The sequence below is a fragment of the Bacillus sp. Bvel1 genome, from assembly GCF_014872755.1.
In the GTDB taxonomy this organism is placed as follows: Bacteria; Bacillota; Bacilli; order Bacillales; family Bacillaceae; genus Bacillus; species Bacillus velezensis.
In genome coordinates this window covers 166,995-191,782 of record NZ_JAAOBZ010000006.1, presented here as the reverse complement: position 1 = coordinate 191,782, position 24,788 = coordinate 166,995, and the positions used below count along the sequence as shown (strand labels likewise).

The following is a 24,788-nucleotide window of genomic DNA, read 5'->3' as shown; positions in this document are numbered from 1 at the left end:
AAAAATGTGCATTTGTCATAAGCTATTTTAGGCAGGCAGCCCAGATAAGCTCCTGGAGTGCAGTCATGAAAATCTTCACGAAAAGGATGTGCTCGTATGCCCGCAATTGTCGGAGCGTTTAAAATTAATGCCGTCGGTACGAGCGGAGTCGTTCATATAGGCGACTGCATCACCATTTCTCCAAAAGCAGAGGTTAAGACATTTGCCGGAGCGGGCAGCTTCAATACCGGAGACAATCTCACACTGACGAATTACAGGAATTCAACGAATGTGTACGATAATGATGTAATCGATCAGCCGATGGCAGGAAACGCATAAAGGAGGCGCCGTATGAATTTTTACGTCAATCAGTCGATCCATATCAATTACATGCGTGTAGAATCTGTCAGCAATTCCTCCATACTGCAAATCGGAAGCGCCGGTTCAATTAAATCTCTTTCCAATCTGTACAACACAGGGAGTTATGTTGAGCCGGCGCCGCCTGTCACCGCGGGGCAGCAGGCTGTAACAACAGGGGGAGGTCCCGGCACCTCATCATTTGTACCGCTCCAGCCGCCAAGCCGGTAGTTTTAATGAAGGAAACGAGACGCGAGGTGAATGTCATGTATGATCAATCCGTTTCATCCTACCTGCAGAATTTAAATTCTTTCGTCCAGCAGCAGGCGCAGCAGATTCAGGAGCTCGAACGGCAGCTGAAAGAATTCCAAAATGAAATTTCAACGCTGAAGCAGCAGCCTTCTACAAGAATCGATCGGCTCGAGTATAAATTTGATCAGCTGAAAATTGAACGGCTGGAAGGAACGCTGAATATCGGATTGAATCCGACTGATCCGAATGCCGTGCAAAACTTCGAAGTCGGCCAGACATCTCCGCAGGTCGGAATGATGCAGCAGGAACAGGCGGGCCAGCAAATGCAGCAAATCCGTCAAAACGTCGATATGTACCTGAATGAAGAAATCCCCGCGCTTTTAGAGCAGCTCGAAACTCAGTATGAGAGCAGGCTGGACGAAACGAACAAATATCATATTATTGAAGATATCAGAAAGCAGATGGACAGCCGGATTCAGTATTATCTGTCCCATGTCCCGAAAGAAGAAAATACGGCGCCCGCGCAATATGCCGAGCAGATTGCCGAACATGTGAAGCGTGATATTGTCAGGGCCGTCGAGCACTTTATTAAACACATACCTGGTGAAATGAAAGGTGATGATCCGTCATGATTTTTACAGTGATTAACCGGAATATTGAAGTCGGCGACATCCGGTCTACCGGTGTATCCAGTTCTTCCTTATTATTAATCGGCGACACCGATTCCGTCTATCTGTCTTCCATCTTTGACACGCCTCCGGAATCTCTTATTATCGGGCCTTATGTGCCGCTGGCGCCGGAATAATGTTAAAGCGCATTTCACGCCTCCGGAACGCCAAAATCAATTCAGTCGGGATTGCGAGTGTCTTTCAAGCAGGCGATACGAATGAAATCAATATGCGGATCAAAGTATTGGCCGATCAGCGCAGTCTTGCTGTATACAGAGATGATGAAGGCTCATTTAACAAAAAAGAGTACCAGATCTTTCGGCAGCCGGCCGTCATGCCGTTACCGGAAACGGGAGTCCAAAGCGCATTCTGCCATGAAAATCCTTCAATTCGGGTAAGGAATGTGAAAGTTCAAGGGGTATCGTCAGCGTCCGTGGTTCAAATCGGATCGACGTCGGTCGTTCTGGGAGATTCGCGGCTGAAACATATTAGGCAGATCTTCACGCCAAGCTCACAATCACAGCAGCCCTGACATATAATGACGGTGAGACTTCTATAAAGGGTGTCGTTTATGCCAGCAATTACCGGACCTATAGCTATCAATTCCATATCGGGCGGAGTCGTAAACTTTGGTGATTCCTTTTACCTTTCTCCAAAAAGCTCTTCTAAATCTGCGCTCGGTTCGGGAGCAGGCAATACCGGAGATTTCCTGTTATTAAACAACGTTGTCAATGCGACAAACTATATAGACCCCGATGTCAGCGATCAAAATGTGGTCGGAAACGCCTAAAAAGCAGCCGCTCTTTCAGAAGAGGGCTGCTTTTGGTTCAGCGTTATTTTCGTTCATTTGCTTTTTTTGTTTTTACAAGCTTTTCCGGCGGCTGTTTTCTGATCCATTTCACAAACCGCGCGAGTTTCGGGTCACGCCGCAGCTCTTCTATTCCCGCGAGCCTTGCCGCAAGCTCCTGATTCGTATAGAGCGCGTGAACCTGTTTATGACAAGGGATGCAGAGCATTGCGGTCGGAAGGAATGTGCCGCCTTCTTCCTTAGGCGTTAAGTGGTGCTCCGTCAGCCGCACATGATGGCGGCCGCATAATTCACATGTGCCCTCGGCAGAATCAGCCATAATTCCTTCTCCTTTCTACATGATCTCTAATGTGACCCGGGTGCCTTTCCCGCCCGGTTCGGACGGATGAACGATTAATTTTTTCGGCAGACGCGCTCTCAGCTCCTGCACATGGCTGATCACTCCGACGGATAAGTTGTCCGATTGCAGCTTTTCGAGCGCTGTGACAACGGTGTCTAAGAGCCCTTGGTCAAGAGTCCCGAATCCTTCATCTAAGAAAAAGAATTGCAGCGGGTATTGCCCCCGCAGCTGAATCTGGGCGGACAAGGCCAGCGCAAGCGACAGCGATGTCAGAAACGTCTCCCCGCCGGAAAGGCTTGATACGGGCCGTTTGACGCCTCCGTTCGCGTCATCACGCATGACGAAACCGCCTTCTGAATCGACTAATATGGCATACCGCTGCCTTGTCAGCGCTCCGAGACGGGCAGAGGCGTCCCGAGCCACGCTTTCCAGCTGTTCTTCCGCTAAAAATTCGACGAATGTATTGCCTTTACATACAGACTGGAGCTTATCAAGCCTGTCAATCTGTGTCTGCCAGTTTTTCAGTTCGGCTTCAATCTCTTTAAAGCGCTTATGCTGTTTTTGCATAACCGCGAAGGCTTTTGCCTGTGCTCCTTTTTCCTCCATGGCGGCGCCTGACTCAGCCTCTGCCTGCTTCAGCAGAGAAACGGATGCTGTCCATTCTTCCTCCGATATCCGGCGCTCGGCTAATTTATCAGTAACACGGCTGATATTTGCCGATAGCTGTTTTGAGGTGTCCAGAAACTCATCAATTTCTTTTTTCATTTCCTCTGCACGCCCTTGCGGAAGCAGACTTTTTTTAACTTGGTCCGGTTCGGTAAACCCGGTGTCTTTTGACCTCACGCGCCAGTCGTTTTGCGCTTTCTCAAGAGAGGCCTCAGCATCCCTGAGTGACATGAGACTCCCTGATTCCCGGCCTTTTGCGTCATTCAGCGATTGCTGCGCCTGCTTCAGCGCATCGAATAGGGACTGTTCTTTTGATTTTAACAGCTGTAATTCCTGCCGCACCGCTTCAAGCTTTGCGGAAATTGATGTTTCTTCAGCTGCTGTTCCGAGCTCTTGTTCATATCCGTCAATCACCTGCTGCAGGCGCTCAGACGCATAGTGAAGCTCGAGCCGTTCCCGTTCAAGCCGATGCTTCATCTCCTGCAGGCGTTCTTTCTCCTCTTCATGTTCCTTGAGGAATGCGATGCTTGTTTCAATGCGCTTCTCACATTCTTCTGCCTGCCTGTCCTTCTCATCTATCGAAGCCTGCCAGGCGTCAATCCGGTTTGGCGGAATATGACCGCAGACTTCGTTGTACTGATTCAATCGGCTTTCTGACAGCGATTCAAGCTCTTCTAATGAATGTCTGAGACGGTCGGCTTCTTTTTCCTCGTAGCGGATTCGTTCGGCAAGCTGCTCAGCTTGTTTTACCGTCTGCTGATGCGCGCTGATCAGTCTTGTGACCTTCTCTTTTACCGACAGCATATCCTGTTTCATTTGTTTCCATTCCAAGCGGACGGCGCTGAACGCTTCATCAAGCGGGCGTCCGCTGATGGAAGAAGCGGCTTCCAGCTCCGGAACCCGGGCGCTTTGCAGAAACGGACATTCTTCGGTAAAACGCCCCGACTGTTCTTCTAATGCAACCTTGGCTGTCAGCACTTCCTGAGAAAGAGCCGCCGCCTCAGAAAGCAGTGCTTCCACCTGCTGCAAATGTTCCTGCACAGCGGTATCAGGCGAGAATGTTTCATGAGCGGAACGCGGGCGGTCATGCTGCGTCGAGCCGCATACAGGACAAGGCTTTCCTTCGATCAGTTTTTCCGATAATTCTTTTGTTAATGCAGCCGTTCTCGCTTCCTCTGAGCGCCTGCGGAGATCGGCTTGCGTTTTTTCAGCCCGTTCGGCTGCGGCTTTCAGTGAACGTTCCGTTTCACAGATCATATGGTAAACGGTTTGCAGCGTTTGATAAGCGCGCGTAATGTCTTCCTCTTCCGTTTTCGCTTTCGCTGTGAGCGACTCGCTTTCTCCGTTGAGCTTCTCCACGTTTTTCAGCTGCGTTGTCAGATTGGCCCGCTCTTTCGTGATTTGTTCCTGTGTCTGCTGAAAGCCCGCCGCCAGCTGTGCTGCGGTCTGGCATTTTTTCCGTTCATCGGCGGTCACTTGAACTGCTTTCAGCTCTTCTTTCAGCTCATTCTGCCTGTTTTGGCCGCGGGTCAGGCGGTCTTTCACTGCGGCCAGCTGTTTCGAGGCGGCTTCGTATTCTTCCTCTTTTTTGCTGTGCTCCGCATTTGTTTTTTCCGCTTCTTTTTTCGCTTCAAGCAGTTTTTGTTCAATGGCTGAAAGTCTTTGATACAGCTCTTCTTCCTTGACAAGTTTCGGCTCCTGTTCGGCCTTATGGGCGCGCCATGCTTCATAGGCTTCATTTTGCCGGGTAAATGAAACGGTTTCCGCCTCTGATTTCCGTTTGGCCAGTTCGTGTTCCTGTTCGGCTCGCTGCTTCCGGCGGACGGCTTCGGTGCAGCGGTCTGCGTACGGCTCAAGGGCGAGAGCTGTTTCCGCCTCTTTAAGACGCTCAGTCAAATCCGTGATGTACGGGCGTCTTTCCTCAAGCTTTTTCTCCCGGCGCTCATATTCATCTCTTTCTGTCTGCAAGTTCCAAATTTCCTGGTGATTTTCAAAACGCTCTTTTGCCCGGACCCGTTTCTTCTCAGCTGCTTCAAGCCGTTCGTTCGCTTCGTGAAACTGCTGTTCAGCCTGCTTCAGCGCATCTTCTCCTGCGTCTCCGAGGCCGGATTGTTCGGCCAGCATTTCATTTTTTTTCGCTGCCGCTTCCTGCGCCCGCCGCCGCAATTTTTTGACAAGCCTGTCCCCGTACTGTTCCAGATTAAACAGACGCTGGAGCATATGTCTTCTTTCCGCACCTTTAAGCGACAGAAACTCGGCAAACTTTCCTTGCGGCAGCACGACGGCTCTTGTAAAGTCGTCAATGGTCAGGCCAAGAAGCTCCTCTACCTTTTTGTTCACTTCATTCGCTTTATCGGCCAGCACCGTTTGTTCGTCTTTGATTTCAATCAGCCGGCAGAGGGCGGTTTTTACTTTCGTTTCATCCGTTCTCTTAAAAACGCGCTCGACCTTGTAGGAAACCCGGTGGCCGGATTGAAGCGCGAATGTAAATGAGACGGCAAGCTGATCTTCGGCATGATTCAGAATGCCGTGCGTATTATTTGCGGCGCGCTCCACTTTTCCGTATAAAGCGAGTGTCATGGCATCAAGGATCGACGATTTTCCGCTTCCGGTCGGCCCGAAAATCCCGAACACCCCGGCTCCTGACAGTCCGGCAAAATCAATGGTCTGTTCCTCCCTGAAGCTGTGGAGCCCTTTTATCGTTAACAGAATCGGCTTCATGTCGCATCCTCCTCATCATCTGCTGACGCAAGCTCTAAAAACAGCTTGACCATCTCCTCATCCGGCACGCCGCCGCCCGTTTGTTTTTCATAAAACTTCTTAAATCGATCCTCAATTGATGTGTGTTTCACTTCAATCCGGTCATTTTCGGTCTCTTTTTCTTCAAAAACCGGCCTGATATGGATAAAGCCGGGATGCGCCTTTCTCAGCCGATGAATTTCCTCGAGGGAAAGCTGATCCGTCAAATGGATATCAAGATCGATCCAGGCATTCCGGTCACGCCCTTCATCAAGCCAGCCGTGAACCTCGCTCAGCCCCTGCGCTTTCCATTTGACGAGCGGTTTACCGGAAGACAGGAAAATCTCTTCCCACTTCGCTTCTCCGCCGGGCTTCGCTTCTACCACTGTCACCGATTTGGCATAACCGGCTTCCGAAAAGCTGTATGCGAGCGGAGAGCCTGAATAACGGGCAGCCGTCTTGGCGCGCTTGATCGTTTGCGGACGGTGGAGATGGCCGAGAGCCACGTAAGCCGCATCAGCCGGCAGGCTGTCAGCGGCGACCGTGTAAGCGCCCCCGACTTCAATCGGACGCTCTGAATCGGTCTGATTTCCCCCCGCGACATAAATGTGGCTCGCCGCGATTTTCACGGCATCGTTCCGGCACAGTCCGCACATGTGAGCAAACGCCTCTCTGATTTTCACATCGTAATGATCGCGAAGAAGCTTTTCCTCAAACGTATCAGAAAGCACTTCGTTTAATCTCGCCTCTGACGGATATGCCAGCGCGGCTACGGCTAACAGCTCGTCCGCCGACGGCACCTCAATATGGACGGGTTCTGTCCGCGGATAGCCGATTAAATGAATGCCGCGCTCATTTGTTAACGGAGAAGCCGCCGCCAGCCTGTCGGGATTGTCATGGTTTCCGGCAATGACGACAACCGGGCGTTTTCCGCCGTCAGAAAGCGCGGAAAGACTTTCGTAATACAATTGTTCAGCGAGCGCAGGCGGGTTGACCGTATCGAATACATCCCCCGCCATAATGACCGCATCAATGTTTTCTTCCTTGACAATGGTATTCAGCTCTTCCAGTACTTCGGCCTGCTCGCTCAGCCGGCTTCTGCCTTCCAGCGTTTTGCCGAGGTGCCAGTCAGCTGTATGTAAAATGCGCATACCGCATTCACCTCACTTTTTGATAGAAAAAAAGATCCGCTCCAAAAAGGAGCTTCGGATCTCGTTACAGTGTAAGAACGTGACCTCCATCGAAGAAATAGAGCGCACGCCCTTTCACTTTCGTTTTTGTAATTTGTTCCACCGCTTTTGTATACAATTCGATTTGTGTTTCATATCTTTTTTGCAGAATCGGAGCCGCGCCTTCAAATCCATTCCGGAATTTCCCCTCTATCCGATCTGTTTTATAGTCCAGCAAATAGAGACCGTCCGCAGTTTCGTAGAGGCAGTCAATAATCCCTTGCACGAGCAGCGGTTCACCGGCCGTTTCGGCATCCTTGTACACCTCGCCGGCCGGAAGCGCCATACTGAACGGCACTTCCCGGTCAATCCGCAGCGCCCCGAGAAGGTCTTTACCGATTTCAGTTCCGAAAAACCGGACAATTTCTTCTATATCAATGGCTTCCTGCTGCTCTTCTGTCAGCAGCTCTTTTTCGTAAAGCATCCGGACCGTCCGCTCTGCTTCTTCGGCAGTCGGAACGTGCGTCAGCGGTATGTGCTGCATCACCGTATGCATCGCCGTCCCTTTTTCGGCGGCTGTCAGCCCTTTTTTCATCATAAAACCGGGACGCCTGTATAAAAGCGTGTCTCCTGACGGTTTGATGAGAGAGCGGCCGCTGTATTCATCCTCGTACTCTTGCTTTCTCTTCAGCTCAGAAACTGACTGCTTCGTTCTGATAGCCGTCAGCTCTCGGTACGGATATTCCCATTTAAGCAGACGGCGCGCCTGATCATCAAATGAAAACGAACCAGGAATCGGCTCGCCCTGCTGTATCGCCTTGAGACGTTTGCTCTTTTCTTCAGCACGTTCTTTTGGATTCTCTTCCAGCAATTCACTTTGCTGAAGCATCCGGATGTGAAAACGCGACGGGTCGCGCAAGATATCCTCAGTCGAAGAAAGTCCCGGCGTCCTGTGCGCCTCCATGTCACGGTGGCGGATGAGCGCCGGCCCGATAAAGTCCAAATAAGATGACGCCTGATAGCGGTCGAATTCAGAAAGAAGCCAATCAGCCCGGTCTGCTTGCGCCTGCCATTTGGCCAGCTGTTTTTCCCGGTTTTTGCAGGAACCGACGAGAAACAGCTTTTCCTTCGCTCTGGTCAGCGCCACATACAATACGCGCAATTCTTCGGATAAGAGCTCTCTGCGCATCTTTTTCTTCATCGCCACAAGCGGAAGAGTCGGATAGCTGATTCTGAGTTCCGGATGAATATAATTCGTGCCGAAACCGAGCTCTTTATCAAGCAGGTATGATTTGTTGAGATCCATCATATTAAAACTTCTGCCGAGTCCGGCGGTGAAAACGACGGGAAATTCAAGTCCTTTGCTGCTGTGGATCGTCATCAGCCGAACGACATCCTCCTGCTCGCTGAGCGCACGGGCGGTCCCCAGATCATCGCCGCGCTCCTGCATCCGTTCAATAAACCGCAAAAAGCGGAATAACCCGCGGAACGCCGTCGCTTCGTACGAGCGCGCCCGGTCATACAAGACGCGCAGATTGGCCTGGCGCTGCTTTCCGCCGGGCATGCCGCCTGCATAGTCAAAATATCCGGTATCGCGGTATACTTCCCAAATCAGCTCAGACACCGAATGATTCGTCGAAAATGACCGCCACTTTTGCAGACTGTCATAAAAGGTTCTCAGTTTTTGATACAGTTCATCATGCCTGTCACCGTTCGCTATATATGCTTTCAGCGCTTCATAAAACGGCGCTTTTTTCTTTTCAAGGCGTATCAGCGCAAGTTCATTTTCGTCACAGCCGACGATGGGCGAGCGCAGCACGGAAGCAAGCGGAATATCCTGATACGGATTATCAATCACCTTCAAGACTGAAAGCGCCGCAGCCACCTCCACGGCTTCAAAGTAACCCGACGTCAAATTGGCGTACACCGGAATGCCCTGGTTTTTCAGCTCTTCCATTAATTGCGGCGCCCACGGCATGGAGCGCAGCAAAATCACGATATCCCGGTACTGGATATTCCGGTGTGTTTTTGTTTTCCCGTCATAGACCTTAAACGGAGATGAGACAAGCTTTCGGATCTCCCCGGCTATCGCTTTCGCTTCCCAATGCACGGTTTCAAAGTCTTCGGCATCCTCGGAGCTGTCTGCGTCATCAGCGCTGTCAATCAGCAGCAGTTCCGTTTTTGCCGCGTCATTCGGCGGATACGATGCGCCGAGCTTCAATGCCGCCTGTTCATCGTAGTCCACTTCGCCGATTTTTCCGCCCATCAGCTGCTTAAACAAGAAATTCGTACTGTCCAAAATATCGGAACGGCTGCGGAAATTTTGGTTCAGGTCAATTTTCTGCCCCGCGCCTTCCCCGCTTTCTGTAAACCTTTTATATTTCCCGAGAAACAGCAGCGGCTCAGCAAGTCTGAAACGGTAGATCGATTGTTTAACGTCGCCTACCATAAACAGATTTCCCGCCTCTTCATCCCCGCTTTTCACAAGCTGCAGGATAGACTCCTGCACAAGATTGGTATCTTGATATTCATCAACCAGAACTTCATGAAACTGGTCTTGATAATAAACGGCCGCTTCGCTCGGCACCCGCCGGCCTTCTTCATCAACCGCAGTTAGAATCGCCAGGCAGTAATGTTCCAAATCTGAGAAATCAATAATTGATTTTTCTTGTTTCGCCGCTTCAAATCGTTTTCCGTACAATATCACGAGCTGAACGAGCGTTTCGATGACAGGCTTCATATCTGTTAAACTCTTCAAGTGATCTTGCGGACTTCTTGTAAAGTAATCGGTCTTTAACTTTTCGATCAGTTTCTTCGCGCCGTTTCGCAAATCGGTCGCTTCGTCCAAAAGCGCTTTGTCAAATTCATCACCCTTTACCGGCTTCGCCCGCTTAAATGAGACTGCGGGAACCCGTTCATACAGCGCATCGAAGTCATGCCGGCAGCTGATCAGCTCTTCTATCTGCTGAAGGTCATCCAGAAAATTACCAGCGCGCGGGGCCGGCCCGCCGGGCGCTTTTGTCAGTTCAAGCGCCTTCTCAAGCTTTTGTTTTGCCCCGAAGAGCGCCATTTCCGCATCTTCTCTCACATACTGGTAAAACGGAAGCTCTTCCATTTTGCTTTCTTCCGTCACGTCATACAGGCGGACAAAGCTTTGCAGCCACGCTTCCGGGTCAGGATGCGACCGGGAATACTCGTACACCCGTTTGACAAGGTCTTGAAGATCCAGATCATGCCTGTCTGTCGTATATCTGTCTGCAAGCTCAAAAAACGCCTGATTCCCTTTTGCGTATTCATCTTCAAACAGCTCATCAAGCACTTCGTCTCCGAGCAATTCGCCTTCCGTCTGGTCAGCCATGCGAAAACCGGGGTCAAGATCAATCATATAATAATATTTTTTAAGCACTTGCAGACAGAAAGAGTGAAGCGTCGAAATGCTCGCCCGATTTAATAGAGAGAGCTGCCGTCTGATATGCAGAGATCCCGGATTTTTGGCGAGCTCTTTTTCTAATGCTTCAGCGATCCGATGCTTCATCTCCGCTGCTGAGGCGTTTGTAAAGGTCACCACAAGGAGCCTGTCAACATCAACAGGATCTTCCTCCGCGGTTATCTTTCTGATCATCCGTTCCACGAGCACGGCCGTTTTACCTGATCCGGCTGCGGCAGCGACAAGAATATCGCGGCCGGAAGAAACGATGGCGCTCCATTGGTCATCCGTCCATATGCTGTCTTTCGGTTTAGGAATTTGCATCATCATCCGCCTCCTTTTTCAGCCAATCCAGTATGGTGCCGTCTTTTTCCGCTTTCAGGCTGCGGTATTCATTTTCCTTAAGCGACTCATCAAACTGGCACACCGATTTAAACGCACAGTACGTACAAGGCGTCTTATCTTTCAGCTTATACGGGGTAATGGACACAAGCCCGTCCGTTATCGCTTCGCCCGCCTGTTCAAATGTCCGCCGCACATGGTCTGTCAGCAGATGAAAGTCCTGTTCGCTGACCGCCGCTGAGTCGGATCTTAAAGACCCGTCCTTTTTCAAACCGGCATTGACGATATTTGAACGCCCTTCCTCCAAAGTCGTGTCCATCAGGCTGATCGCCTCCCGGTCACCGAGGAGAAGGCCTTTCATTTTAAATTTCTTGAAAATTTCCTGCTCGATTTCATCAAGCCCCATCGGCAGACTGGCCTGAATCATCGGATCATGGATATGGAAATACAAAACGCCTGCCGGGGTCGCTTTCATGCCGAGCCAATCCGCAGAATGTGTAATCGATAAGTCAAGATATGTGAGCATTTGCAGAGCGAGCCCGTAATACACCTCAGCCAGATCAAGCCCCCTGTCGCTTGATTTATAATCAACGATTCTCAGCAGCAGGCCTTTTGAACTTTCCGCTTTATCCACGCGGTCGATCCGTCCGACGAGTTCCATCGTACAGCCGTTTTTCAGCGTGAAAGTGAGCGGAGGCAGCGGTCCGCTTCCGCCGAAACCGAGTTCAAGACCGACCGGGACGAAACCGCTCGCCTTCGCATGCTCGCTTAATATGCCAGAAACACGCGTGACGATCTTCTGCAGTTTTTCCTTCACGTAAAAGTGTCTGTTTGAGCTGAGCAGAATCTCTTTTTGCAGCTTTGGCGCAAGCCGTTCCACCGCTTCATAGGAGAAATGCCGGCACTGATCTTTCGTCAGATCGCGCCATTCCAGCTTCTGCTCACGAAGCCGGTCTGAAATCAGCTTCAGACTGGAGTGAAACAGCTGGCCGATATCCGGCGCTTCCAGCTTGAAAAACTGCCGCTCTTTTAATTGCAGCCCGTGAGATGCAAAATGAGAAAACTGGCAGGCATTAAACGCCTCCATCCGGGAGACGCTTCCTTTAATATGCTCGCCGTAAAGCTGGCGCGAAACAGGCCGTTCAAGACGCTTCGCCTCATTGCGGAAAAACAGGCTTGAAAACAGCTTTTTCGCACGCTGGTGATCAGACTCTTTCATCAGCACATTGTATGCGCTCCACCATACGTCACTGATCTCGTACTCTCTTGTCCACAGCCTGAGCTGACTTGCCGTATACGTCTGAGCCACCTGTTTATTGACGAGATACTGAAGCTGCTCTTCTTCGCTTACCTGCTCGGGATCAGCCGCTGACAGCTTTTCCTGATGATCGGGAAACAGCTCGCCAAGCCTGTTTACAACGATTGACGGCAGGAGCGTTTTTCCTTCCGCATCGGCAATCGGGTATGACACATAAAGACGGTCAGACGGACTCGACAGCGCCATATAGATGAGAAAATGCTCATCAAGCAGCCGCTCACGCCCCGCGGAAGACAGCTCCACTCCGACCGCTTTCAGCCACTCCCGGTCATCATCAGACAGCACGCCGTTTTCATCCGGGCGCGCCGGAAGAACGCCGTCATTGGCCCCGATGACGAATGTGCAGGACGTGCCGTACATTCTTGAGAGATCCATATTCCCTACAAATACTTGGTCAAGCGCAGGAGGAATTAAAGAAAAATGAAGCGATTCCGTTCCCGTTTCAAGCATTTGCTGGAACAGCGCCAAAGATATTTCATCTTCACCCATCATGCCGGCAAACTCCTCGAGAAGCTGGATAACGGCATCCCACGCCTGGCCGTGCTGCTGCGCTTCGATCATGTTTCCGGCCTCTTCGGCCCGCTGCCTTTTCCGGTCCAGCTTCAGGGGAACATCGGTATCTTCCAAAAAGAGATAAAGAGCCTCCGCCATGCTTTGAACCGTTTTCGCTTTTTTCATCCGGTTCTGCAGCCGGACAAGGGGTGCAGCTATCCACTCTCTCGTCTCATTCAGCATGTGTTCCATCTCGATTTCCTGATCCGTCTGCGCGAAATCCTCATCGAGCGATACGAAGCGCCTGTATACAAACCGCTCGCCGTTCGTCCAGCGCTCCCCTTTAATGCCGTAGGCGATACAGTAATTTTCAAGCTGATCTACCTGCTCTCTTATTTTCTGCTCCGGCTGATCAAGCGGGAATAACAGTTCGGTTTTCGCACAGCGGAACACCGCTTCGTATCTCCAGTTCCCCTTCACGACATCCAGGCTTGAACGGATGAATTCAATAAGCGGGTGATGCTGCATAGAAGCTTTTCCGTCAATAAAATAAGGAAGCCCGTAATCGGCAAACACTTCCTTCAGCAAATCTTTATAATCTTCCGGCTGACGGATGAGAATCGCCATATCTTTGTACCGGTATCCTCCGTCCCGGACAAGCGATTGAATTTCCCGGGCAATACCTTCGAGCTCAGCTCTTCTGTTTTGCGCCTGCATGACGGTAAAAGCTTCCTGTCCGCCGGTATACGCGGCGGCGGGACGCACATCGTACTGCGACTCTATACAGGCAAGCTCCGGCACATGCCGATGCCGCTTCGTGCCATGCAGTTCCTTGCAGGAAATATCGGCATTCAATTCCTTTGCCGTCTGATAAAGCTTATAGTATGTGCTTCCCGTCATTCTGAACAGATCGAGCTCATCCGGTGCCTGTTCCGCCGAAGGGCTGTCCGCCGTCAGCGAGAATGTGACATGTTCAGCATGCATGATCAGCTGCTCCAGCACCCTTAATTCCTGCGGCGTAAATTGATAGAATCCGTCGACGTAAACACGGGCGCCTTTTACAACGTCCGCCAAAGGAATCTGCTGAGCGAGCAGCGTCAAATAGTCCTCCGAATGCAGATAGTGTCCGGCGAGGCTTCTTTCCATCTGCTGATATAAAATGCCTAAGTCATGAAGTTTTTCAGACAGCATCCGCTCTCCGCGATACTCTGACGCCGTTCCGCTTTCCGCCATGCGGCGGACGTCTTCAGGCTCAATACAGTATCGCTTAAACTCTGTCAGCATCCGTTCCACCTGCTCAGTGAATCCGGCTTTGTCACTCGCTTTTTGATACACTTTAAAATCGTGCTTATGTTCTTCAATCAGTTTCCTTAAAAGCATCTGCACACCCGTCGTCGTCACAAACGGACGGTTCATGCCCCCGGTATGCTGAAGCACGCGCCACGCCAAACGCGAAAAACTGAACACTTGAGCGCGTATCATGCCGCCGATATCCGGCGTTTTAGCAAGCTCATATTCCATTAAAAACGTCATTTGATCCGGGACTAGAAAAATGATCGGTTTCCCGAACGGCTCCCGGCGCAGTTCATCTTGAATGCTGTCGATAATCAGCCTCGTTTTCCCACTCCCCGATCTGCCTACTAAAAACTCAACACCCAAATTAGAAGACCCCTCTCTTTTTATCTTTCTACATTTTATCGAAAGTTGACGAAAATGACCAATCTCATCTGCTGGTAAAAACGGGATGACTGTTTTAAAACATATCGTTTTTGACCAAATTAAAGAAAAAAAGGATTAAATATGATGTCAGAATATCCCGAAGTGATTGTGCGAACGATTCTGTCGTTCAGCATTTTGTTTATCGGCGCCCGGATACTCGGAAAACAAACCATTTCACAGATGACGCTTTTTGATTTCATTGCGGCCATCTCGCTCGGCGCCATCACGGCAAATCTGTCGTTTAATACAAAACTGCCGATTCATTTTACTGTCAGTGCTTACACGATTTTTGTGGTTATCATTTATCTTGTCGCATATCTTTCTATGAAAAACAGAACTGCCAGGGGTTTCTTTGCAGGCAAACCGACCATTATCATTCAAAACGGAAAAATACTTGAGCATAATATGAAAAAGATGCGCTATACCCTCGACTACTTGAACCAGCAGCTTCGTGAAAATGATGTATTTGACATTTCTCAGGTTCAGACTGCCATCATTGAAACAAACGGCAGCATGTCAGTGGAGGTCAAACCGGAATTTGCGCCCGTTACAAGACAGGATCTCGGCATCTTTGCCGGACATGAAAAGAACTTTGCCGTTGAGCTGATTATGGACGGCCGGCTGGTAATGAAAAATCTGGAAGAAAACCACGTATCGGAAAAATGGCTGAGAGAAGAATTGGATAAGAGAAACCTCAAACCGGAAGACGTCGTATACGCTGTGCGCGGAAGCAACGGCCGGCTTTTTGTCGACACATACGACGACCATATTACATCGCCGCTGGATCAAGAATAAAAATGACATCCGCACATGTCACGGGCTGCCGCCGTATAATACCCTATAAACATCCGGGGGTGAGTCCAATGCACGAGAATTTTTTTCATTATACAGCCATCTGCAGTGACGATTCTGTGCTTATAAAGGATCTGGTAAAATCCATAAACGGTGAATACAGCGCTGTGATTTGCTACTCAATATTAGCCGAAAAAGCGCCGACCGCAGAAATCAGAAGACGAATCGAACATATCAGAGAGGAAGAAGTGCGCCACATGCACGCTTTCTCTTCACTGTATACGTCAATTACCGGAAAACAGTTGACGCCGAAACAGACGGAGCATTGTCCGCACACATACAGAGAAGGACTGAGGGCGGCGTTTTATGATGAGCAGAAAACGAATGATTTTTATTTACAGGCATCCGATAGAGCGGTGCATCCGGAAGCGAAACGGTTATTTGCCCGCACGGCATTTGACGAGCAGCGTCATGCCGTCTGGTTTTTATACGATATGGCCCACTCTCCTTTCCACCATACAGGGGGAACGGTATCAAACTCGCCGAACACAAGCTACACCGAGGTAAATACCGGAAAATAACGATTCAGACGCTCCCCGCTGGGAGTCATAGACGGCAAACCCCGTTCTTTCAACAGGAGAGAATGGGGTTTATTTTTCGAGCCGTTTTTATACTTCCACTAAACAATGGATAACTTCTTCATTGTATAGTCAGCAAAAACCCTTTATAATAAAATAAACCAACTGGTCGGTTTTAAACGAACCGAGCCCCGCTTTGCCGGGACAACGATATGAATGAGGCGGAAAGGATCTGTGTGAAGTGACAAATACAAAAGGCGGTGCCGGAAAGAGCGAAAAGACGAAGAACAGGCTCGTATCCGCTTCGCGTGACTTATTTGCAAAAAAAGGATATTCAGAAACATCGATTCGGGATATTTTAGAGGCGGCCGAGATCAGTAAAGGCAATCTTTATCACCATTTTAAAGGAAAAGAGTTTCTGTTTCTTCATATCATGGAAGAGGATCACCGCGTGATGATCGAGACGTGGAGGGAAATGGAAGCTGATCTGAAAGATGCTGCCGAAAAGCTGACGGGCTTTGCGGAGCTGCTCAGCCGGATGAGCATCAATTACCCGCTTATGAGAGCAAGTGAAGAGTTTTATGCGAGTGCGTTTACGTCAGAGGAGGTCGTAAAGCGGCTCAACAAAATTGATATTGAATATGACGATGTGATGAGAGAGATCTTAGAAGAAGGAAATCAAGACGGAAGCTGGTCCATTCCTCATGTCGAATCAAAAGTAAAAATCCTGCTATCCGTCTTCTACGGTTTAGATGTGTTATATAAAAACGATACCATTCAGCAAAGAATCGAATTGCAAAAAGAAGCCATCTCCGTGTTTATTCACGGGTCGATCAACGCTGATAAACTGAATGACAGCTGACAAAGGAGAAACAACATGCAAAAACCGATCAGAGAACAAAAGGCTGTACTCATCATCTTATTAAGCAACATATTTATTGCGTTTTTAGGCATCGGATTGATCATTCCCGTTATGCCGCTGTTTATGAATGTGATGCACTTGACGGGCAGCACAATGGGATACCTTGTCGCTGCCTTCGCCGTCGCGCAATTAATTGCATCTCCCATTGCGGGGAGATGGGTTGACCGTTTCGGCAGAAAAATCATGATTCTCGCCGGACTGTTTTTGTTCGCATTATCCGAGCTGACCTTCGGATTGGGCACACATGTCTCCATTTTATATTTCGCAAGGGTGCTGGGGGGCATCAGTGCCGCTTTTATCATGCCCGCCGTTACAGCGTATGTCGCAGATATTACGACGGTGCAGGAAAGATCGAAGGCGATGGGCTATGTATCTGCCGCCATCAGCACAGGGTTTATCATCGGGCCCGGCATAGGAGGATTTATTGCCGATCACGGCGTTCGTATGCCGTTTTTCTTTGCGGCGGGAATTGCATTTATCGCAGTGATTTCCTCTGTCTTTATGCTGAAAGAGCCGTTAACTAAAGAAGAACGCGCAAAGCAGATGGAAAGCGCCAAAGAATCAACCTTCTTAAAAGATTTGAAAAAGTCGATTCATCCAAGCTACTTGATCGCCTTTATCATCGTTTTTGTTTTGGCATTCGGGCTGTCGGCGTACGAAACGGTATTCAGCTTATTTACAAACCATAAATTCGGCTTCACGCCAAAGGATATCGCCATTATTATTACGTTCAGCTCCATTGTGGCAGTCCTCATTCAAGTGCTCGCGTTCGGCAGACTTGTCAACTTCCTCGGGGAGAAAAAAGTCATTCAGCTTTGTCTGATCATCGGCGCTGTGCTGGCTTTCGTTTCTACGGTGATGTCAGGGTTTTTGCCCGTGCTCGCTGTCACCTGCATCATTTTCCTTGCGTTTGATTTACTGCGCCCGGCACTGACTACTTATCTATCGAAGATCGCAGGAAATCAGCAGGGGTTTGTTGCCGGTATGAACTCAACATACACGAGTTTGGGCACCATTTTCGGCCCGGCTCTGGGCGGTATTTTATTTGATATGAATATTCACTTCCCGTTTCTGTTCGCAGGTGTGGTTTTATTTCTCGGTCTGGGATTGACGCTTGTGTGGAAAGGAAAAGCGGGCGAGGTTTCGGAGTAGGGTGCACTCACCCATCTCCGGAGCTTTTTTTATGTTTTCGATAAGAAAAATGAATGGATTATGAGAAATAATTCATTATTTATTTATCTCAAAATCTATACTATAGTAATAGTAAGGTTAACGAGCTTAACAATTTAATATGAATGTTTCAGGAAGAAGGGTTTTCATTGAAGAAAGACAAACATCTCCTTACGGATATCTGGTTTATTCTCATCAGTGCGGCAGGGGGGTTTCTTCTTTCGCTTACAGGGATGTCGATCGCCTGGATGCTCGGAACGCTTGCCGCCGGCTGCATCCTCTCCATGACGAGGCCCGGCTGGCTGTTCATGGCGCCTGACAGAAGAGGGATTCACCGCAGATGGCTTGCGGCGGGACAAATGATCCTCGGCATCGAACTCGGCCAGAAATTGAACCTGTCCGTTCTGTCGGTTTTACGGGAGCATTGGCTTCCGGTAGGCTTCATGCTGATTTTCTCTATCGTGATGGCGCTTGTTTCCGGATATGTGCTCTTTCGGTTCAGCCGGACGGACATGATGACAAGCTTTGTAGGAACGGCGCCGGGCGGTTTATCCGCCATGCCGGGTATCGCCCAGGAAGTCGGCGCAAACACCGCGATTGTAAGCCTTATTCAGCTGACGCGCGTCCTTTTGGTCGTCATGACAATACCGTTTCTCGTCATTTTCTTATTTACCAAACAAAACGGTGCGGCTCAGACATCAGCCGGAGCCGTTTCAGCAGGAGCTTCACATCCGGGCCTTATTCCCGTCTTGTTAACGGCCGGATTTATTTTAGCTGCCTGGCTTGCAAGTAAAGGCGCAAAACGGCTGAAATTCCCCGCCCCTTGGCTGCTCGGCAGCATGATCGGCGTTGCTGCTGCGGAAATCGGCGTGTCCGCCTTGGCGGGCAAAGACATGCTGGCCTGGTGGCCGCCGGAAGCGAACCAGCTGTCACAAATTTTTCTCGGCGCCACAATCGGATCAAAAATGTACAAAAGCATGTTCACCGGTGTGACGAGAGTGCTGACCGTCGGATTTATTTCTTCCGTCGGATTAATCGCCGCCATGATTCTGAGCGCGGTTGCGGTTTCTAAATTAACGGGCATCTCCATGATTACATCTGTTCTCGCCTTTTCTCCCGGCGGGATCGCCGAGATGGCGGCGACTTCGATCACCCTGCACGAAGACTCGACTTTCGTCGTCGCGGTTCAGGTCATCCGGATCGTTCTCGTCATCGCCATGCTTCCGCCCTTCTATCGGCTGCTGCACCACCTTTCTCAGCTGAAACGGGCACACGGCGAAAGAGGCCGGGCAGAAAGAGGAACATGATCCGAATAAAAAAACACGCATCCATATGCGTGTTTTTTATTTGAACAGCTCTCCGCCGCCATTTACAGACCGCCAGTTTGCTGACAGATCACGGAACAGCCGTTCAGCAAATAACAGTTCTTCATCTGTATAGCGGTCTAAAAACGCCAAGAGCCGCTGTTTTATCAATTCATGATATTCATGATGAAGGGAATGCAGCTCTTTCCCGGCAGGAGTCAGCCGGAAATAGACTTCTTTTTTATTGTCACTCAGCCGGGTTCTGCGCAGAAAGCCGGCTTCCAAAAACTTCGCGCAGCTTCTCGACACGGTCGGCTTTGTCGTCTTCATTTTTTCCGCTATTGACGTGACATTGATCGGTTCATGATCTCCGATACACGACAAAATGTGAATTTCCGTCAAGGTCAATTGTAATTTTTTCCCGTTTCCTTCGCGGAGTTCATCCATCCGTCCGGCCAACGACGCCCTGATATCCTCCTGACACCTCTCCTGCTCGTGAAAAATATCGGTCAGCCCTTCAAGAATCATGTGTTTTGCATGGTCTGGCTGTCTTCTGTCCAACTGCTGAGTCACCCTTCCGTATTGATTGTTTCTTTTACTATAACGTTTTGTTACATAAGAAACAATCACACAGGCGCATAAAAAGGTTATTAGATGAATAATCCCCATCTCTCCAAACCGGCCAGAACGGCTTCTTCCGCTTCACGTCCCGAGCCGCCGGCTGCCCATGCCGCATGGCCGTCCGGCCGGATTAAAACGGTGTGGACGTCATTCCAATCGGCACGTGTTTCAGCAAGCTCCGCCCTGACTGCCGCCACGCTGTCCGTATCAATACCGGCGGGAATGCTCCCTCTTAATGACAGAAGCACAAAGCCGCCCTTGCGGAGAAAATCATACAGCCGGGCCGGCCGCCCGTCATGAAGGGTCAGTTCGATATCCGGCAGGCGTTTTCCGTTCAGGGTATGCGGCGGCAGCTCCGCATCCGGTTCATAATGCAGATCAAGCGCGGATACTTTTCCCGCCAATAAACGGTTGGACTCCTGAAAATCCAGCAAAGCGGTCATCGTTTCTCTTAATGCCATCCCCGACTCGGTAAAATCCATGAGCTTTATCTGCGTTTTGATATTGTGCAGCACTTCTTTTCCTGTGCTGTGCCTTTCCTGATGATAGCTGTCCAGAAGATGAGGCGCCGCTTTTCCCTTCATTTGCGCCGCCAGCTTCCAGCCGAGATTGACGGCATCCTGAAGCCCCGTATTCAGGCCTTGGCCGCCTGCGGGAAAATGAATGTGCGCCGCATCCCCGGCCACAAAAATCCGGCCGGAGCGGTACTGCTCAGCCTGACGCTCGGCATTGCCGAACCGCGACATCCATACCGGATCACTCAATCCGAAATCAGTGCCGCATATCCGCCGCAGGTCTTCTTTCAGCTCATCTTCGGTGACCCGCTCTTCCTTCCGCTTTTGCGGGACGTGCGGAGAAACGATGAGGACGCGGAAAAGTCCGTCCGTAAGAGGGATAATCACAACCGATCCCTCCAGCCGGCACGTTGAAAAAAAGGAAGATTCGGGCGGATGTTTCAAAGCGGCATCACAAAGGGTTCCTGTTAAGTCGGCATCAGTGCCCGAAAAAGCGATGCCCGCCTGTTTCCGGACAATGCTCCCCGCTCCGTCTGTACCCGCGGCATATAAGCTGTGAAGAGTGCGGATTCCGCTTTCGTCCCGGAACACCGTCTCCACTCCGTCATCCGTCTGGGTGACAGCCACCGCTTCCGCCCCGCGGATGATGTCTGCGCCGAGACTTGATGCATACTCCTCCAACATCCGCTCCGTTTCTGCCTGTGGCAGCATTAACGAATAATTCTGCTTCGTATCCAGCCGAGAAAAATCCAGCCGTGTATCCAGCATGGAAAAATGGCCGGAAGACACCTTCGTCCCTTTTTCCAAGAAGCGTTCCAATATGCCTCTCATGGCAAAAAGCTCAAGTGTGCGCGGATGCATGATAAGCGCTTTGGAATACGGCACCGTCTTCTTCAATCGTTCAATGACAGTCGTTTTCACTCCGGCCAGCGCCAGTTCTGATGCAAGCATAAGCCCGACCGGACCTCCCCCGATAATGGCAGCCTGTGTTTTCATTTCATCAGCCCTCTTTCATATTTTTGTTGTGCGCGTAACAAAAATATGAAAAATAAAACGCCTCCTTTTTTGTTGCGCGCGTAACAATTTTCATTATAGTCTTTCCTCCGCTTTTTGACAATCATTTCCGAAAAAAAGACGCCGTTCACTTGGCGTCTGATTCACTGATGACTCCGACAATGTCTTTATCCTTAATCGGACCGAAATGACGGCTGTCGAGGCTGTATATGCGGTTGTCGCCAATAACAAAGTATTGTCCCTTCGGTATGCTTTTGCGCCCGGTCGTTTCCTTCAGCGTATAATCACCGGTCACATGGCTCCCGGCGGACAATGATGACTTTAACGGTTTTAAAAACGGTTCCGCCACCCGTTTTCCATTCACATACAGCTGATCCTCCCTGTATGCGAGTGACTCGCCGGGGAGCCCGATGACACGTTTGATCAGCACTTTGCGGTGCGGGCCTTTAAACAGAACAATATCGAAACGGCGGATCGTTTTGTAACGATGGGAAAACTTGTTGACCATCAGCTCATTTCCTTGTTTAAAGGTCGGATTCATGCTGATTCCTTCGACTTTATAATCAATAAAAATGGCATTCTTTAATTGTATGGCCAAAACAACGATAAGCACGCCGGCTATAAACCAAAATCGTTTTTTCAAGATTCCTGTCTCCCTCCGTCTTTCTCATGCTGACTGATTCTTGTCTGTAAACGCCGTTCGATATGCTTTCCGGCATACCACAGCACCGCGATCACCATTATGGCGCCCGCCATCCTGAAAGGCTGTGTAATGAGTGCGTGAAGATCATACCCGATAAAACTGATCATAAAGATCATAACCATTTTCCCCATCGCGGCTGCTGATATAAACTGCAGCGCCCCCACCCGTGACAGACCGGCAACGATATGAACCGCAGCGGACGGCGTAAAGGGGAAGCAAAGTAAAATAAACAGCGGACCGAAACCGTGCCGCTCAACCCAGAGCATCATCCGCCTTATGGTCTGATGCCTGCGGATGAAACCGAAAGCTCTTTTCTGTCCGAAACGGCGGACGGCATAAAACATCAGCATCGATCCTGACGCAGACCCGAGCCATGACAGAAAAAAACCTTCCCACAAACCAAATGCATTCGTATTCGCCACCACAAATACAACGAGCGGCAAAAACGGAAGAAACGCTTCAATAAAAGGCAATACAGCCGCAGCCGCCGGGCCGAAAGCTCTATAGCTTTGGAACCATTCCGTCAGCTGTTCCTCAGTCAAATATGATAAAAAATGCTCCAACGTTTATACTCCTTAACGAGTTTGTCTATCCTTATTCTACACATTATCTCCAAAAAACGAAAATGTTTACGGGATTTTCCGTCTTGAAATATCGTGTAAGCGAGTATAAAATAAGAACAAACGTTCTCTTTTTTAAGAAAGAAGGAGTATTTATGCCTGACATTCGGAGCGGCTCCCGCGATCTCATCGAAAAAGGGCTGTTTCTGCCCATGGCGGCCGCCATCCTGAACCGGGACCTCGAAGCGCTTGATTCGTGCCCGTTCAAATTAAAACAACCCTATAAACAGCTTATCAGCTGCTCTTTAAAATTAGCACAAAAGGATTTGAGTGATGTTCGAAAAGAGTTAAGAAAGCGTAAAATTAAAATATACGAAGCGGAAAGAGACGAAGCATTTACGCTTTATATATGCACCATTAACGGCTATGAAGAAAAACACCGTTATTTCAACCCGAGAATACGGGAACAGGTAACCGCCTTATTGGAATATTACCTGTCTCTTGCGACCATTTAAAAAGCAGCCGGGACTGCTTTTCCTTTTCAAAAAATAAAATTCAGACTATTCACACTATACATTCGACATGATTTTCTTTATAATCGGGACACGCTGTTTTCAATGAAAAGGAGGAATGTTATGAAACTGATTCATGTTCTCGCCGCCCTGCCCTTTTTCGGAATTCTCGCCGGCATTCCATTTGCCAACCGGGTGACGCCTTATGTTTTCGGAATGCCTTTCATTCTCGCATATGTCGTCATCTGGGCGGTGCTGACTTCCGTTCTGATGGCCGCCGTTTACAAATTGGACAAAGAAAACAAGGCGGGTGAGACGGAATGAATGCAGCATTTCCCGTAATGGCCGCCGTGCTCCTGTTTTGTGTATATCTCGGAATCCGGGCCCGAAAAGGAAAACATATGGACCTTGAACAATGGACGGTGGGCGGACGCGGCTTCGGCACGATGTTTGTCTTTTTATTAATGGCGGGAGAAATATACACGACCTTTACATTCCTCGGCGGAAGCGGATGGGCTTACGGAAAAGGAGGCCCGGCCTTTTATATTATCGCGTACGGCTGCCTTGCCTACATTTTGTCATATTGGCTTCTGCCAGCCGTGTGGACTTACGCCAAACAACACAAACTGATGTCGCAATCAGATTTTTTCATTTCAAAATACAACAGCCCGCTCCTCGGCATTCTCGTATCGCTCGTCGGCATCGCATCCCTCATCCCCTATCTCGTCCTGCAGCTGAAAGGGCTCGGATTAATTGTTTCAGCAACGTCATACGGACAGATTCCGCCCTCCGCCGCTGTCTGGATCGGCGCTGTCTCCATCACGATTTATGTGATGATTTCAGGAATCCACGGTTCAGCGTGGATATCCGTCGTCAAAGATATCATGATTTTAGGCATCGTCCTGTATTTAGGTATTTATCTGCCCATTCATTATTACGGCGGGTTTACGGAGATGTTCAAACAAATTGACGCCGCAAAACCCGGTTTTCTCACGCTGCCGGAAACCGGACAGAGCGTTTCCTGGTTCAGCTCAACGGTTTTGCTGACCGCCCTCGGCTTTTATATGTGGCCTCATACCTTTGCCGCTTCCTATTCGGCGGAGCATCCGCGGGTGTTTCGGAAAAACGCGATCATCATGCCTCTTTATCAGCTCGTCCTGCTGTTTGTCATCTTTACCGGATTTGCGGCGATTCTGCAGGTGCCCGGTTTAAAAGGGGCGGACACGGATCTCGCCTTATTAAAGCTGTCTGTGAAAACCTTTGATCCCTGGTTTGTCGGGCTGATCGGATCGGCGGGCATCCTGACGGCGCTTGTACCCGGTTCAATGATATTAATGGCCTCAAGCACGCTGTTCGCCAAAAATGTGTACAAAGCCATTCTGCCCGGCACGACTGACGAAAAAGTCTCACGGCTCGCAAAATACGCCGTACCCGTTATCGCGCTGATTTCCGTATATTTTACGCTGAAAGGCGGAAATACCATCGTCACCTTGCTTTTAATGGGCTACAGCCTTGTCACCCAGCTTTTCCCCGCCCTCTTATTCAGCCTGCCGAAGCGGCGTTTCATCACAAGCCACGGCGCTTTTGCCGGCATAACGGCCGGGGTCGGAACAGTGGCCTTCATTACGCTGACCGAATCAACCGTCGGAACCCTCTTTCCGTTTCTTCCGCAGATCGTTAAGGATATGAATACAGGCATCATCGCGCTGGTTCTGAACATTGCCGTCATGTTTGCCGTCAGCGCCGCAGTCAGAAAAAAACAAATCAGCGCAGCCGAAAAGGCGGCTTAATGATAAAATAGCGGTAAGACACATGAAGGGG

Annotated in this window: 23 protein-coding genes; 14 read left to right on the top strand and 9 right to left on the bottom strand. The window is 49.8% G+C overall.

The window, feature by feature from the left end; translation table 11 throughout:
- Window positions 1–96 precede the first annotated feature (96 nt).
- Genes HAP68_RS05030 through HAP68_RS05005 form a run of 6 tightly spaced genes read left to right on the top strand, consistent with a single transcriptional unit; the run spans window position 97 to window position 2,046 of the window.
- Window positions 97–318, top strand: coding sequence for a spore germination protein (locus HAP68_RS05030; RefSeq protein WP_003155135.1), 222 nt, complete (start codon window positions 97–99; stop codon window positions 316–318).
- 12 nt (window positions 319–330) lie between these two features.
- The gene (locus HAP68_RS05025; RefSeq protein WP_003155138.1) at window positions 331–567 is read left to right on the top strand and encodes a spore germination protein GerPB; all 237 of its coding nucleotides are present in this window, start codon (window positions 331–333) and stop codon (window positions 565–567) included.
- 35 nt (window positions 568–602) lie between these two features.
- Window positions 603–1,220, top strand: a complete 618-nt coding sequence (gerPC, locus tag HAP68_RS05020; RefSeq protein WP_003155139.1) for a spore germination protein GerPC — start codon at window positions 603–605, stop codon at window positions 1,218–1,220.
- Entirely contained in the window at window positions 1,217–1,393 is a 177-nt protein-coding gene (locus HAP68_RS05015; RefSeq protein WP_003155141.1) for a hypothetical protein, read from the top strand. The genes gerPC and HAP68_RS05015 overlap by 4 nt, the downstream gene beginning before the upstream one ends.
- Window positions 1,393–1,788 (top strand): spore germination protein GerPE, encoded by a 396-nt coding sequence (locus tag HAP68_RS05010; RefSeq protein ID WP_003155142.1) that lies wholly within the window; start codon window positions 1,393–1,395, stop codon window positions 1,786–1,788. The genes HAP68_RS05015 and HAP68_RS05010 overlap by 1 nt, the downstream gene beginning before the upstream one ends.
- 39 nt (window positions 1,789–1,827) lie before the next feature.
- Window positions 1,828–2,046 carry a spore germination protein gene (locus HAP68_RS05005; protein WP_003155143.1) on the top strand — a complete coding sequence of 73 codons (219 nt, stop codon included), beginning with the start codon at window positions 1,828–1,830 and terminating at the stop codon, window positions 2,044–2,046.
- 43 nt (window positions 2,047–2,089) lie between these two features.
- On the opposite strand, the gene HAP68_RS05000 is transcribed toward HAP68_RS05005, so the two are convergent.
- The 5 genes from HAP68_RS05000 to addB all read right to left on the bottom strand — a co-directional run bounded on the left by HAP68_RS05000 (window position 2,090) and on the right by addB (window position 14,216).
- Complete coding sequence (locus HAP68_RS05000) at window positions 2,090–2,383, bottom strand: hypothetical protein (protein ID WP_003155144.1); 294 nt, start codon at window positions 2,381–2,383, stop codon at window positions 2,090–2,092.
- 15 nt (window positions 2,384–2,398) lie between these two features.
- Window positions 2,399–5,791, bottom strand: a complete 3,393-nt coding sequence (gene sbcC, locus HAP68_RS04995) for an exonuclease subunit SbcC (protein WP_024085102.1) — start codon at window positions 5,789–5,791, stop codon at window positions 2,399–2,401.
- Window positions 5,788–6,960, bottom strand: coding sequence for an exonuclease subunit SbcD (gene sbcD / locus HAP68_RS04990; RefSeq protein WP_003155146.1), 1,173 nt, complete (start codon window positions 6,958–6,960; stop codon window positions 5,788–5,790). Before sbcD ends, sbcC begins: the two co-directional genes overlap by 4 nt.
- 64 nt (window positions 6,961–7,024) lie before the next feature.
- Window positions 7,025–10,729, bottom strand: coding sequence for a helicase-exonuclease AddAB subunit AddA (gene addA, locus HAP68_RS04985; protein ID WP_024085101.1), 3,705 nt, complete (start codon window positions 10,727–10,729; stop codon window positions 7,025–7,027).
- A complete protein-coding gene (addB, locus tag HAP68_RS04980; RefSeq protein WP_024085100.1) occupies window positions 10,716–14,216 on the bottom strand; it encodes a helicase-exonuclease AddAB subunit AddB in 3,501 nt (1,166 codons plus the stop codon). The genes addA and addB overlap by 14 nt, the downstream gene beginning before the upstream one ends.
- Before the next feature lie 141 nt (window positions 14,217–14,357).
- Here addB and HAP68_RS04975 point away from each other — a divergent pair, with 141 nt between their 5' ends.
- The 5 genes from HAP68_RS04975 to HAP68_RS04955 all read left to right on the top strand — a co-directional run bounded on the left by HAP68_RS04975 (window position 14,358) and on the right by HAP68_RS04955 (window position 19,045).
- Window positions 14,358–15,071: a DUF421 domain-containing protein gene (locus HAP68_RS04975; RefSeq protein WP_021734194.1), complete on the top strand. Its 714-nt coding sequence runs from the start codon at window positions 14,358–14,360 to the stop codon at window positions 15,069–15,071.
- Between the two features lie 68 nt (window positions 15,072–15,139).
- Window positions 15,140–15,649, top strand: a complete 510-nt coding sequence (locus tag HAP68_RS04970; protein ID WP_003155151.1) for a ferritin-like domain-containing protein — start codon at window positions 15,140–15,142, stop codon at window positions 15,647–15,649.
- 238 nt (window positions 15,650–15,887) lie between these two features.
- Window positions 15,888–16,508, top strand: a complete 621-nt coding sequence (locus HAP68_RS04965; RefSeq protein WP_024085099.1) for a TetR/AcrR family transcriptional regulator — start codon at window positions 15,888–15,890, stop codon at window positions 16,506–16,508.
- 15 nt (window positions 16,509–16,523) lie between these two features.
- Window positions 16,524–17,720 carry an MFS transporter gene (locus tag HAP68_RS04960; RefSeq protein WP_003155154.1) on the top strand — a complete coding sequence of 399 codons (1,197 nt, stop codon included), beginning with the start codon at window positions 16,524–16,526 and terminating at the stop codon, window positions 17,718–17,720.
- Window positions 17,721–17,887: 167 nt separating this feature from the next.
- Window positions 17,888–19,045: an AbrB family transcriptional regulator gene (locus HAP68_RS04955; protein WP_024085098.1), complete on the top strand. Its 1,158-nt coding sequence runs from the start codon at window positions 17,888–17,890 to the stop codon at window positions 19,043–19,045.
- Window positions 19,046–19,081: 36 nt separating this feature from the next.
- Here HAP68_RS04955 and HAP68_RS04950 read toward each other — a convergent pair whose 3' ends face one another.
- The 4 genes from HAP68_RS04950 to HAP68_RS04935 all read right to left on the bottom strand — a co-directional run bounded on the left by HAP68_RS04950 (window position 19,082) and on the right by HAP68_RS04935 (window position 22,458).
- Window positions 19,082–19,603 carry a MarR family transcriptional regulator gene (locus HAP68_RS04950; protein WP_003155156.1) on the bottom strand — a complete coding sequence of 174 codons (522 nt, stop codon included), beginning with the start codon at window positions 19,601–19,603 and terminating at the stop codon, window positions 19,082–19,084.
- A gap of 89 nt (window positions 19,604–19,692) precedes the next feature.
- Window positions 19,693–21,174: a monooxygenase gene (locus HAP68_RS04945; RefSeq protein WP_003155157.1), complete on the bottom strand. Its 1,482-nt coding sequence runs from the start codon at window positions 21,172–21,174 to the stop codon at window positions 19,693–19,695.
- Between the two features lie 145 nt (window positions 21,175–21,319).
- On the bottom strand, window positions 21,320–21,835 hold the full coding sequence (gene lepB, locus HAP68_RS04940; protein WP_024085096.1) for a signal peptidase I: 516 nt from the start codon (window positions 21,833–21,835) through the stop codon (window positions 21,320–21,322).
- Window positions 21,832–22,458: a TVP38/TMEM64 family protein gene (locus HAP68_RS04935; protein WP_024085095.1), complete on the bottom strand. Its 627-nt coding sequence runs from the start codon at window positions 22,456–22,458 to the stop codon at window positions 21,832–21,834. The genes lepB and HAP68_RS04935 overlap by 4 nt, the downstream gene beginning before the upstream one ends.
- 152 nt (window positions 22,459–22,610) lie before the next feature.
- On the opposite strand from HAP68_RS04935, the gene HAP68_RS04930 reads away from it, so the two are divergent.
- The 3 genes from HAP68_RS04930 to HAP68_RS04920 all read left to right on the top strand — a co-directional run bounded on the left by HAP68_RS04930 (window position 22,611) and on the right by HAP68_RS04920 (window position 24,757).
- Entirely contained in the window at window positions 22,611–22,970 is a 360-nt protein-coding gene (locus HAP68_RS04930; protein ID WP_003155160.1) for a YhjD family protein, read from the top strand.
- Window positions 22,971–23,090: 120 nt separating this feature from the next.
- Window positions 23,091–23,291: a DUF3311 domain-containing protein gene (locus HAP68_RS04925; protein ID WP_003155162.1), complete on the top strand. Its 201-nt coding sequence runs from the start codon at window positions 23,091–23,093 to the stop codon at window positions 23,289–23,291.
- Window positions 23,288–24,757, top strand: coding sequence for a sodium:solute symporter family protein (locus HAP68_RS04920; protein ID WP_015388467.1), 1,470 nt, complete (start codon window positions 23,288–23,290; stop codon window positions 24,755–24,757). Before HAP68_RS04925 ends, HAP68_RS04920 begins: the two co-directional genes overlap by 4 nt.
- Window positions 24,758–24,788: the final 31 nt, after the last annotated feature.